The 11,026-nt window shown below is 41.1% G+C and carries 13 protein-coding genes; 10 read left to right on the top strand and 3 right to left on the bottom strand.

The features are described from left to right. The first annotated feature begins 4 nt into the window (after positions 1 to 4). Positions 5 to 511: a GIY-YIG nuclease family protein gene (locus F8S12_RS17635; protein WP_230968078.1), complete on the top strand. Its 507-nt coding sequence runs from the start codon at positions 5 to 7 to the stop codon at positions 509 to 511. Between the two features lie 185 nt (positions 512 to 696). Here the strand turns inward: F8S12_RS17635 and F8S12_RS17630 are convergent, their stop codons facing one another. Beyond that, a complete protein-coding gene (locus F8S12_RS17630) occupies positions 697 to 1,920 on the bottom strand; it encodes a hypothetical protein (RefSeq protein ID WP_196517431.1) in 1,224 nt (407 codons plus the stop codon). A 61-nt stretch (positions 1,921 to 1,981) separates the two neighbouring features. Between F8S12_RS17630 and F8S12_RS17625 the strand changes: the two genes are divergently transcribed. From F8S12_RS17625 to F8S12_RS17610, 4 genes are all read left to right on the top strand, one after another. After that, positions 1,982 to 2,431 (top strand): hypothetical protein, encoded by a 450-nt coding sequence (locus F8S12_RS17625; protein ID WP_196517430.1) that lies wholly within the window; start codon positions 1,982 to 1,984, stop codon positions 2,429 to 2,431. Positions 2,432 to 2,548: 117 nt separating this feature from the next. Beyond that, positions 2,549 to 3,010 carry an EVE domain-containing protein gene (locus F8S12_RS17620; RefSeq protein ID WP_331001405.1) on the top strand — a complete coding sequence of 154 codons (462 nt, stop codon included), beginning with the start codon at positions 2,549 to 2,551 and terminating at the stop codon, positions 3,008 to 3,010. A 345-nt stretch (positions 3,011 to 3,355) separates the two neighbouring features. Then, a complete protein-coding gene (locus F8S12_RS17615; RefSeq protein WP_196517429.1) occupies positions 3,356 to 3,682 on the top strand; it encodes a hypothetical protein in 327 nt (108 codons plus the stop codon). A gap of 13 nt (positions 3,683 to 3,695) precedes the next feature. Continuing rightward, on the top strand, positions 3,696 to 3,938 hold the full coding sequence (locus tag F8S12_RS17610; protein WP_196517428.1) for a hypothetical protein: 243 nt from the start codon (positions 3,696 to 3,698) through the stop codon (positions 3,936 to 3,938). Positions 3,939 to 3,959: 21 nt separating this feature from the next. Here F8S12_RS17610 and F8S12_RS17605 read toward each other — a convergent pair whose 3' ends face one another. Next, positions 3,960 to 4,523: a thermonuclease family protein gene (locus tag F8S12_RS17605; RefSeq protein WP_331001404.1), complete on the bottom strand. Its 564-nt coding sequence runs from the start codon at positions 4,521 to 4,523 to the stop codon at positions 3,960 to 3,962. 199 nt (positions 4,524 to 4,722) lie between these two features. Here F8S12_RS17605 and F8S12_RS17600 point away from each other — a divergent pair, with 199 nt between their 5' ends. From F8S12_RS17600 to F8S12_RS17590, 3 genes are all read left to right on the top strand, one after another. Next, entirely contained in the window at positions 4,723 to 6,804 is a 2,082-nt protein-coding gene (locus tag F8S12_RS17600; RefSeq protein WP_196517427.1) for a pentapeptide repeat-containing protein, read from the top strand. A gap of 9 nt (positions 6,805 to 6,813) precedes the next feature. Then, a complete protein-coding gene (locus F8S12_RS17595) occupies positions 6,814 to 7,191 on the top strand; it encodes a hypothetical protein (RefSeq protein ID WP_196517426.1) in 378 nt (125 codons plus the stop codon). Between the two features lie 136 nt (positions 7,192 to 7,327). Further along, positions 7,328 to 8,980: a hypothetical protein gene (locus F8S12_RS17590; protein ID WP_230968077.1), complete on the top strand. Its 1,653-nt coding sequence runs from the start codon at positions 7,328 to 7,330 to the stop codon at positions 8,978 to 8,980. Positions 8,981 to 9,297: 317 nt separating this feature from the next. Here the strand turns inward: F8S12_RS17590 and F8S12_RS17585 are convergent, their stop codons facing one another. Next, on the bottom strand, positions 9,298 to 9,654 hold the full coding sequence (locus tag F8S12_RS17585; RefSeq protein ID WP_196517425.1) for a hypothetical protein: 357 nt from the start codon (positions 9,652 to 9,654) through the stop codon (positions 9,298 to 9,300). Positions 9,655 to 9,905: 251 nt separating this feature from the next. Here F8S12_RS17585 and F8S12_RS17580 point away from each other — a divergent pair, with 251 nt between their 5' ends. Together F8S12_RS17580 and F8S12_RS17575 are read left to right on the top strand one after the other, a co-directional pair. Next, positions 9,906 to 10,268 carry a DEAD/DEAH box helicase gene (locus F8S12_RS17580; protein ID WP_230968076.1) on the top strand — a complete coding sequence of 121 codons (363 nt, stop codon included), beginning with the start codon at positions 9,906 to 9,908 and terminating at the stop codon, positions 10,266 to 10,268. 298 nt (positions 10,269 to 10,566) lie between these two features. Continuing rightward, positions 10,567 to 11,026: transposase (locus F8S12_RS17575; protein WP_196517424.1), on the top strand; the 460-nt coding region annotated here is incomplete at its 3' end.

The following is an 11,026-nucleotide window of genomic DNA, read 5'->3' as shown; positions in this document are numbered from 1 at the left end:
ATATATGAACTTGGATGAGATTTCGACAATTGTCTATCAGCCCAAAAATGACCATGAGCCGGGATTTATTTATCTAATGGAAGCAGAGGGCTATCACGGCTTAATTCCTGGCTGTTATCTCCGTCGCTGCAAAATTGGCTTATCTCGCAATCCCGAAGCTAGACTTGATAATTTTCATCGTAATCAACCGCCTTGTAATGTAAAAATCCTCAAGACTATTTACGTAGAGGATATGGCAGAGGTAGAGGGCGAATTGCATCAACAATTTAGTCGGTGTAATGTTGACTTAATCAAAAGCCAAGAGTGGTTTGATTTTAATCCAGTGCAATTTTTGATGGTTAACTGGGAGTTTGAAAAGCGATCGCTTTATGTTTTCAGGCTTAGTGATTTACCAATTAAGTTAATCATTTTTAGCATGATAGGACTTTTGGGAGTGGGAACCGTAGCGGGAAGATTGACAAATCAGCCAGATAACTCTGTGATCCAGCCACAAGAAAAATTAACAAAGTAAGGTACAGGCGCGGTAACTATCAAAGAACCAGACTCGGCGATGGCACTTTTGCTAAATGAGCAAGAAAAATTTTTTACAGACAAGCAGGGATTTACGCTTAAAGTGCGCGACTGCTCAATATGAGTGCCTTTAGGTAAGTAAATTGTGAAGTAATCCGAAAATTCTCCATTTGGCAAAAATTAATCCTACTCATTGCGCCAATAACCCGCTAATTTCTCAGGTGAGACTTGAGGAATGCTTTTCTTGGGAACGAACTCATAGTGTTTTGCAGATGTGCGAATTTCTTCCGGTATTTCCGGCAACCAATGACTCCAGCGATCGTACATTTCTCTTGGCATTGCTTTAACCGAAACTCCATGCCGATTGCGTAACTCTTCTAAATCCTCAATATGCCCATTGGATTCGCTAAAACCTAATATTCCTTTATCAATATCCCAGTAGTGGGCATAGCCTATGCCTTTGCAAAAAACCTCAAAACCGCGTTCGGCAAGTGTCGTCAACATTTGGGTTTCAGCAGTACGAGACATCGTAGCTTTGAGGATAAAACTATCTGTGTGTGATCGCAACAAGTCATCCCGCACTAAATTTGCCACCTCTGCCATTGTCTGGTAAACAGTGTAAATGGCTTTGTGGACAGCGTTAAAAGCCATCCCGTAGTTAATTACATGAGGATCTACTTTTTTCTCGCTTAAGCCTGCAACAGGGTCAAACTGGTAGTATTCTATTTCATGACTACCTATGATTTCTAACATCCGAAATCTAAACCATTTGGGGAGTTGTGGGGTAATGTCACGCAGTCGGCCCATTGCCCCACCATCACTGATGAAATAGGGTTTAGCACGAGTTTTGGGGTCATGGAGGAACATTGTAGGCTGTCTCAGAAATGCTGTAAAATGTGCAGATTCGATATCTAATTCAATCGCGTAACCCTGCGGCTGGGCGGCTAAGTATAGAAAATGCCAGTGGGAAGTATCGCCTAGTAGATCGTAATTAAAGCCGTGTTGTTGGTCTAGTTTTTGAACTTCGGTTAATTTGTCCATATCTAACAGTTGTGGACGAGCCTTTACGAGGTAGTAGAAACGGTTGCCATACCATTTGGTCTTTTCGTCGATAATTAACTTAAGATAGTGCTTGACAAAGGCTTTCACTAGCCTCTCTGGACTCATCTTCTGTGGGGTAAATTCTTCAGGCTTTTTGGTGAGTTGGGCGAATAATTCCGATAGCTTTTCGGTTTCTTGTTTAATCTGCTGGTGCTGCTTTTCGGGTCGCCACCACCAAACTACTTTATTGCCATTTGTAACGGTAATCGTGTCCGGCGAATCATAAAATCTTGCACCTGGGCCTAATTCTCTATGAACTATTGCATGACACGAGAAATCTTCTCTGAGTTCGTAGTTATGTTCATTCATAATTAAATTACATCCTCCTATCGGGAAATGGTATAGTTGATATATACACAGCTATACAGCTATGCGGAAACAGACCAATTACAAACTTCCCGAAGAGTTAATTACAGCACTTCAGGAAAGAGCAGCAGTAGAACGTACTACCTCTACAGATTTAGTTATTCAAGCGCTAAACTCCTTTCTGAGTAATTCAGAACCAGACGTTTCGCGTATATCGGGTAGTATACCTGATCTAGCGCAACGTATAGAACAGTTGACTCAAAGATTAAATCAGCTTGAGTCCAGCAAAAACATCAACTTCATGAGTAATTCCCCTTTGTCTGAGGCTCATGGAATACATATTGGTATAGATAGTGATATAACCCTCCGTCCAACTGATTCACAAGAGCCGTTTGCAGATTTGATAAAAATGATTGAGGAACTTGTCTTACAAAACCAAAAGTTGTGCCAACGAGTTACTACTCTGGAAGACTTGATACAAAATCCAATTGCCAAGGCTGATCACACCTATTGAGTAATTCTGGAATAATCATCGTTAGATATCACCAGTAGTTCAAGTTCGTAGTATCTAATCACAAAAAATAGAGAAAGGGATGGTAGATTAGAAAGTTTGTATATCCTAATCTATTCAATGAATTATTGGCTTATGAAGTCAGAACCAGGAGTCTATGGCATTGCTGACCTTCAACGGGAATGTGAGACTATCTGGGATGGTGTTCGCAACTATCAAGCTCGGAACTATCTGCGCCAAATGCACCAAGGAGACTTGGCTTTTTTCTATCACTCGAACACCAATCCTCTTGGTATTGCTGGGCTAATGCGTGTAGTGAAAACGGGTATTGCTGATCCGACCCAGTTTGAGCCAAATAACAAATATTATGATCCAAAATCCAGTATCGAATCTCCGCGCTGGCAAACAGTTATAGTGGAATTCGTTGAAACTTTTTCTCATCCCATCTTGCTATCAACGCTTAAAGAGAAGTTTAACTCTGAGGAATTAATGGTAGTAAGACCAGGAAATCGACTATCGGTACTTCCCATATCCGAAGCCTCTGCGAAGATTATTCTAGCGATCGCGGACATCGGTGCGTAGCCCATCACTTACGTCGCAGTCTGGGTATTACACTGGAATGCTAATTCTGTCGTTGATTAAGAAGTTGCACTTAACTATTTTCAGATATACACATATTTGGGCAAGAGATGGTTGATATCTGGGCTGGGATTTATTATTGCCCCCCAAAAATATTGAGAGTTGCTAAAAGTATGTTGGGCAATTCCCTAATTCCAAAAATATACACTTATGGAATTACTCTAATATTGCCAAAGCTTCCCTGATTACAATGGATAGATAGATATGGCGCATACTTTGTGCGTTGGCTTCCATCGCTTGATAAAATCAGGATGGGAAATCTGATTTTCTGATTCTTTGGGGTAAGCAATGGAAGCGAAAAGCGAGGTCATAATTAAATTTAGTGGTTCACTACCAACAGCCACACCAGCAGAAAACAAAAAAGTTGAAATCTCACTAACTGACCAGAATGGTATAGTTTTCACCGCTCAAATTAACGCCAAAAGCTGGCGGAAAGCTGAAAGCAATACGGCTGAGTTTGCAGACTGGGCTGGTACTGTGTCAGGTAAGCTTGGTCGGGCAGCAGACGGTAGTTTCCTGGTAATTGATGCTGGGGTTCAAATCTTTGAAAAGAAGCCCAAGGAATCGAACGCGCTTGTTGATGCTGCTGTATCTGAGGCTGGCGCAAGTTCATAGACTCGTGCAAACTATGGTTAAGAAAAAAGATTTAGAAAAAATTGGTTTGTCACCACAGCCACTTAAGTTTGATGATTTTGTTGCCCGTTGCCCTGAGAAACTAGAACTCAGAGATGGATACATGGGACAGTCTAAGCAAGATGCCAAGCAGCTACTTGCCATGTCTCTTCAGTCCTTCGGGTTGGTTGAAGCAGTCAAATTAGTGCCTAAAGAATTGTGGTTGGACGCTATCAAGCAAGCTTACGGCGATACTTAAGATGTGGGAAACTGAAACCAATCACCGATAAGGCTTCTCTAATCTTGGCTGACTCCACACTCCCGTCTGGGATGCGATCGCCAACTTTTCAGCCTTTTCAAAAGCCAAAGTATTTGGACAGTTAGCCGCAGACTTACGATAATAAGCCATGCTACTTTTCAGCATCTCTTCTTGGAAACTGATTTCAATACCATCCTTGCCAGTAGTCATCACCTCAGCAACAGTCCGCCCATCAGTGTCTTTTTCCACTGGAATAACCATCACTTGATTATCAGCAGCAGCCACGAGCGAACGCAGTTTTTCTTTGGCTTGACTATCAAAAGTTTGGATCGGTGTTTGGCTGTGTTGCAATTGAGGGGTATCAATTCCACACAATTTAACTTGCATTTGACTACCATCAGTTTGTCGAACAGTCAGGGTGTCTCCATCAATAATGTCGGTAACTGTCCATTCTTCCGTTAAAGCGATAGATGGCTGATTTGTGTGAAAAATAAAAATCGCAATAGTACTAACTCCAGCGATCGCTCCCAAGGTAATCAAAGTTTTCAAAAATGGCTTCATGTTGGCAATACCACAATTAGCCACAATCTTAGCCTTGCTTGTATTAAATCTTCGTCCAGAAAAGCGATCGCTTTGGATTCACACAAAAAACTCATAGTATGGTATATGCGATTAAGAGTGAATTCTGACGGTAGAAATATAAAATCAACTTAAACCGTTAAAAATCTGGAATTGTTCATGGTATATCTGTATCCAAAAAGAAATTTGTATACTGCACCCAGCCATGCCCCAGGACTTCTCCGGTCAAAATTTTCGTGGGCGCTCCTTTAAAGGTCAAAACCTTGCTGGGGCGAACTTTAGTGGCGCAGATATCAAGAGTGCAGATTTTACAGGAGCGAATCTGAGGAACGCAAACTTTAGCCTTGCTACTGCTGGGCTGCAAAAGCGTTGGGCTATTTTTTTAGTCGGTGTTTCGTGGTTACTATCTGGAATTTCAGGGTTTGTTTCAGGTTATATAGTTTGGTTAATTGTTCACTACCACAATCAAGTAGAACTCTATTATACTTTTTTCTCCTTAATTGTACTGACAGTCTTTTGGATTATCACTATTCGGCGAAATATAATAGCAGGTTTGGTAGCTGGAACTATCCTTGCAGTGATTGTGATCAATCTTGGCTCTGCCTTTGGCTCTGCCTTTGGCTTCAAAATTGAGGACATTATCCCTTTTGTGGCAGGAGTCACTGGAGCCGCAGCTGGATTTATCGGGGTCACCATTGCTGTTGCTGCCAGCATCGCAGTTGCTGGAGATTTAGCTGTTGTCGGAGCCGGACTTTTCGCTTTTGTAGCTACAGCCGGAAACTTCCCTGAATACTTTTTTCCTAACCCTGAATTATTACTTAGCTTTTACATTGGTTGGCGTGCTTTGAAAGGAAATAAAACAGATGTCTGGCTCAGATCATTTGCCAATAATTTTGCAGCCAGTGGTGGTACAAGCTTTCGCAACGCCGATTTAACTGATGCTAATTTTACAGCTGCCACACTTAAAAGTACAGACTTTAGAAAAGCTAATCTGACTCGCACTTGTTTCAGCAAAACTAAAAAACTTGACCTTGTTTGCCCTGGTACAACTTACCTGCAAAAAGCACAAGTGGTAAGCGTGTTAGTTACTGGTCAGGGGCAAGATAATAATTTTGACCGTGAAAACTTACGAGGAGTTAATTTTCAAGAAGCTAATTTGGTAGATGCAAGTTTTATTGGTGTGGACTTGAGCCAAGCCAACTTACAAGATGCAGATTTATCCAGGGCGAAATTAGTACAAACACAACTTAACGGCACAGACTTTACAGGAGCTACTCTCACCGGGGCATACATTCAAGATTGGGGTATTACCACTGACACTAAATTTGATGGGGTGAGATGTGAATACGTTTATATGCGACTCCCTACAAAAGAAAACCCTGATCCACTTCGCAAACCTGATAATAATAAAGAGGTTTTTGCAGATGGGGAGTTCGGTGATTTTATTCAACCAATTTTTGATACACTCGACCTCTACCACAACCAAGGTGTTGACCCAAGAGCGATCGCCATCTCGTTCAAGCAGTTAGCAGAAAATCACCCAGAGGCGGATTTAAGAATTGTGGGCATGGAAGTGCGAGGTGAAGATAAGTTTTTACTTCGTGCCAAAACCGCAGCTACGGCTGAAAAATCTGAACTAAGTGCAGAATATTTTGACACTTATAATCAGATAAAAAGCTTGCCGGAGCGAGAAATTAAATTACTTTTAGCCGAAAAAGATAATCAAATCGGCAGATTAGAGAATATGGTAATGACGGCGTTAGAGCGCCCAAGCTTTTATTCAAATATCCAAGTAGAAGAGGTAGGTACTATGACTAATAATCCCGGTGGATTTTCAGTTGGTGGTTCTGTAGGCGGCAACGTCAATAATGTGCAAGGTGACGGCAACCGCGCAGTTCAAGGAGATAATAATCAGGCTGTCCTTGGTGATGGTAATCAGGTGACACAACAAAATCAAGTGGGTGCAGATACCGGAGAATCACTGACTAAAGAGGATGTTGTAAAGTTACTGGCACAATTAGAAACTTTAATTCAAGGCGCAGAACTCCCAGCCGATACTAAAGAAGAAGTAATTGAAGACTTGAGTGCAGCTAAGAAAGCAACGGATAAAGAAGAACCAAATAAGCAACGAGCATTAGAGCGTTTGGGAACTGTGGCAGAAACACTTGAAAAAACAAGTAAGGGCGTGGAAGCTGGTCAGAAAGTCTGGACAATAGCCAAGCCGATTATTGTGAAAGTTGCAACTTGGTTAGGTGTTGCTGCTGGTTCTCACCTGTTGGGATTGTAGAACTGAATTATGAGTCAACAGCTACCAGAAAACTCTGATTCGCAACAGCCTGATGCAAATTCAACGCAACAGGCTGATAGTTTCACATCTCAAAATGAAGTTCAAGGTAATCAAAACCGAGCCGTTCAGGGTAATGATAACCAAGTTGTTCTGGGTGATAGCAACACAGTAATTCAGGGTAATAACAACTTGATGCTTACCATCAAGGAGTTAATTCTTGGTCAGCAGACAACACCAGTAGGCGACCCTGCTAGACCAAAGAACCAACGGTTATTACTTGCAGACGTAAAACAAGAAGTTACAGCACGGTTAAAGCAGTCTCTATCATCAAACTTGACGATAGTAGGAAGTTTTTTTTCGATGTTGAGTAAATTCAGGCATTGTTAGTCTGGTGCTAATTGTTGAGATTATTTACCTCTACAAGAGAAATATTGCGCTAAAACCTGCAAAAGCGCATAATCAACATATATTTACACTTTTATGCTCAAAGTCAAAACAATTTCTGGAATCTTAAGGAATAATTATGAACAATCTGGTAACACCTGATATGCTGGTGGGTCTAGAAAATGCCCCAGAGGAAGTAAAAAGTGTCTTGAATACAGAACCGCGTGAACCAGAAAAAGACTCAACTTTAGGAATACCAGTCTCTGTTCATCGAGAAGGCATACCTCGGCATCGACTAGTAACAATTGGAGACTCCTTAACTCATGGATTTCAAAGTGGAGCTATTTTTAACACTAAATTATCTTATCCAATGCTCATAGCCTATGAAATGGGATGGGATAAAAATTTTCGCTATCCAACCTATGCAAGTCCAGGAGATGGTTTACCAATGAACTTGGAAAAGCTAGTACGGGAACTAAGTAATCGATTTCAGGTTGCAGATGGCATTAATGCGTTAGACCTAGCTTTTGTTGTGCCGTGGTTATCGCGTTATTTTAATGAAACAGAGAATTATTGGGAACGTGGTCAAGGACAACAAGCTCCAGCAACAGGGTTATTCAACCATAACCTAGCTGTATATGGATGGGATTTGCGGAATACTTTATCTCGCAACGCAGATACTGCCAAAACAGCTATCCAAGCAAAACCTTCTAAAGATGATGCTAATTTTCTTCAACAAGTTCCGGACAATGCTAATGAAATAGCAACATTGTGGGTTTTAAATAATGCGCGCGATTCCTTGGGAAAAGCCTTAACTCCTCTAGAAGCTGCTCTCAAGTTAAGCCACGAAGGAAATGTAGAGACAGGTCAAGGCGATGGAATTGAAACGCTAATTATTTTAATCGGTGCTAACAATGCCTTGGGAAGTATTTTAACTTTCCACATTGAGTGGTCTGGTGAAGATTTTCAGGACATGGAGAAGAATAACAAATATACCGTATGGCTTCCCAGTCATTTCAAATCTGAACTTGACAGCATTGTGGAATTAGTTAAAAAAATTAAAGCCCGCCACGTAATTTGGGGAACAGTTCCCCATGTGACAATCGCTCCTTTTGCTCGTGGTATTGACAAAGATAAAAATAGTAAAAAAGTAAAACCAGGTTCTCGCTATTTCCCTTTCTATGCTCCATTTTGGTTTAGTGAGGAGACTTTTGACCCGAAACGGCATCCACACCTGACTGCAAATCAGGCCAGAGCAATCGATAGCGTTATTGATCAGTACAACGAATATATTGTAGATGCGGTACGTAAAGGTCGAGAGGAAGGGAAAGACTGGTACTTGTTTGAAACTGCGGCCTTGCTAGATCGTTTGGCTGTACGACGCTATATTCAGGATGAACAAGCACGCCCAAAATGGTGGACTGAATATACTTTACCCCAAGCAATTGATGCACTCGATCCCAAACCAGACTCACGGTTTTTCAATTCTAACTCACAGGGTCGCAAACAAGGTGGTTTATTTTCCCTAGATGGCATTCATCCTACCACTATTGGTTATGGGATTGTGGCACAGGAAATCATCAAAATCATGCAATTAGCTGGCGTAAAGTTTTACGAGGGTGATGGAGTTACTGAGCGCAAAGAAGAGATTCAAATTGACTTTGAACGTTTGATCAAGGAAGATACACTCATTTCTCAGCCACCAGATGCTGTCTCTGCTGTTTTAGATTTGATTGGTTGGTTAGATACAACCACAAATGTTATATCGCAAATGTATAAAGCTAGTTTGTAACAGACTATTTCTTTTACTTTAGCTGTAAAAGCGAGCGCCTGCTACTCTTTACTTTGCTCATATTCCATTAGTGTGTGTAGCTGGATAAAGCCATTTTAGCGGAGTTTAAAAAGTCGGCTTATCCAATAGTGATCGCCCTCATGGTTATGTGGGAAACTAAGAATGAATTGCTGATAACGAAGTTTTTTGGAGATTGCTACTCAAACACCAATTTTGCGAGTCACAACAGTTTGAAATGTGAGTGCAATCACCTGACTTCAGCACTATTTCTCTTTAGAACAGGCAGAGTTATACTTTTGCGATTACCTTCTTTCCGTTTAAATTTCTAAACGTTTGCATTCGGTATCCATTAATTGGTCGTACATTGTCAGTTTTGAGTGAATCGATTCGTACAACTTGCCTAAATGTTCGGGGTCGCACTGGCACTTGTTGACCATTTGCTTAAACCATTTAAAACTCTCTTTGTTACTACGTCCAGCTTTGAAATCTACAAGAACACCCCAAAGGCATTCACTTCCTGCAATGGGTAGAAACCCCATTGAGACTGCCTCTTGTTCTGCAAAAAGGTTGTACCGTTGGATGATTTTGCGGTTGAGAGTTTCTTGTTGTGGTGTCATGAGTTTGGGGTCAAATCCATTCTTCTGGTTGCGTTGAGTCTTACGACGTTTGGTCATACTTATTCCTCAATTTTTTATTTGAGATATGCAGCTAGAGTATAGTATAAATGTACTAAAAAGAAGAAAACTTATTTTTCGATAATTAACTTATGCGCGATCGCGCATAGCGTTTCTCTTCGCCCCATCTTTGCCTTCATCATCCGATCTATTCAAGTAAATCTTATGAACTCAGGTGAAAGGGAAGGTTATAAAGAAAGCAGGAAAGAAAGCAAGAAAGCAATTTGAACAAGGAGCGACATAGAAAAGAAATGTTGATTCTGCGCGATTACCAACAAGATTTAGTTTCAAAAACTTTTACTGCTTGGTCTTGTGGAATTAGAAAAGTATTATTGCAACTGAGTACGGGTGGCGGCAAGACTATTATCTTTGCTGCAATCGCATCTGAATTTGTAGCCCAAGGTGAAGGTGTGTTGGTAGTGGCGCACAGGGAAGAATTAATTCTCCAGGCGAGCGAGAAACTGACGGCAGTCACAAGAGTACAACCAGGAATCATCAAAGCAGGATACAAGCCAACTGATTCCTTAATTCAAGTAGCCAGTATCCAAACTCTTTTTCGTCGCCAAACTTACCCAATAGCGAAGCTTGTCATTATCGACTGGAGTTTAGACTAAAAGCGATATGAGAGAACGCAAATCAAATGGAATTAGAGATTAAAAATATTATCTTGTCAGCCGTCAAAGCATCCGCGACTTTAACAAGTCTGTAGTATATCTGCTCCAGATAATAATACAATAATGATAATCATGAAAAGGTGGGAGAGAAACGAGCGACGCTCGTTTCTCTCCCACCCCCCTTATTCGATTATCATTATCAGATTGGGAATGATCAAGAAAAAAGGGGTGTCTGATTGAATACAGTCCCCCTTTTGGCAGAAGGTGAGAAAAGAACTACCATTACTCACCTGCCAACATGAAAAATGCCAGACTTGAAGAGTTTCGTCAAGTAGCTTACAAATATTTAGGTAGAGCCAAAGATGCCACCTTTGAATTAACAGATGCGATATTGCTGACCCGCAATGTTTATTCATTAGCAGATTTATCCTTATCACCAATATTCAGACGCAAGTGGCCAAGTATTTATGAAGCGCTACAAGATAGCAGACCGCAGCGACAGAAATTGATGCAGCTATATATCAAACAAATACCAGTAGAGGGACGACCGTTGTTAGCAGGAGATCACACAAACTGGTCACGCCCAGATGCAGTAACGCTACAAGAGAGGACTTATGAACATAGTGGCACATCCATAGCAGGAAATAAACCGATTACCATTGGTCAAGGATATAGCACAATTGCCTGGATACCAGAAAAATCAGGTAGTTGGGCACTACCCCTCAGACATGAACGGATCACAAGTGGGGAAAGTCCAA

It is taken from the genome of Nostoc sp. WHI (assembly GCF_015714725.1).
Taxonomy (GTDB): domain Bacteria; phylum Cyanobacteriota; class Cyanobacteriia; order Cyanobacteriales; family Nostocaceae; genus Nostoc.
This window is presented reverse-complemented; position numbering and strand designations above follow the sequence as displayed.

Bases quoted from the DNA above. Each gene is read 5' to 3' on its own strand.
- F8S12_RS17635 (WP_230968078.1), top strand. From the start codon at position 5: ATGAACTTGGATGAGATTTCGACAATTGTCTATCAGCCCAAAAATGAC.
- F8S12_RS17630 (WP_196517431.1), bottom strand. From the start codon at position 1,920: ATGAATGAACATAACTACGAACTCAGAGAAGATTTCTCGTGTCATGCA.
- F8S12_RS17625 (WP_196517430.1), top strand. From the start codon at position 1,982: ATGCGGAAACAGACCAATTACAAACTTCCCGAAGAGTTAATTACAGCA.
- F8S12_RS17620 (WP_331001405.1), top strand. From the start codon at position 2,549: ATGAATTATTGGCTTATGAAGTCAGAACCAGGAGTCTATGGCATTGCT.
- F8S12_RS17615 (WP_196517429.1), top strand. From the start codon at position 3,356: ATGGAAGCGAAAAGCGAGGTCATAATTAAATTTAGTGGTTCACTACCA.
- F8S12_RS17610 (WP_196517428.1), top strand. From the start codon at position 3,696: ATGGTTAAGAAAAAAGATTTAGAAAAAATTGGTTTGTCACCACAGCCA.
- F8S12_RS17600 (WP_196517427.1), top strand. From the start codon at position 4,723: ATGCCCCAGGACTTCTCCGGTCAAAATTTTCGTGGGCGCTCCTTTAAA.
- F8S12_RS17595 (WP_196517426.1), top strand. From the start codon at position 6,814: ATGAGTCAACAGCTACCAGAAAACTCTGATTCGCAACAGCCTGATGCA.
- F8S12_RS17590 (WP_230968077.1), top strand. From the start codon at position 7,328: ATGAACAATCTGGTAACACCTGATATGCTGGTGGGTCTAGAAAATGCC.
- F8S12_RS17585 (WP_196517425.1), bottom strand. From the start codon at position 9,654: ATGACCAAACGTCGTAAGACTCAACGCAACCAGAAGAATGGATTTGAC.
- F8S12_RS17580 (WP_230968076.1), top strand. From the start codon at position 9,906: ATGTTGATTCTGCGCGATTACCAACAAGATTTAGTTTCAAAAACTTTT.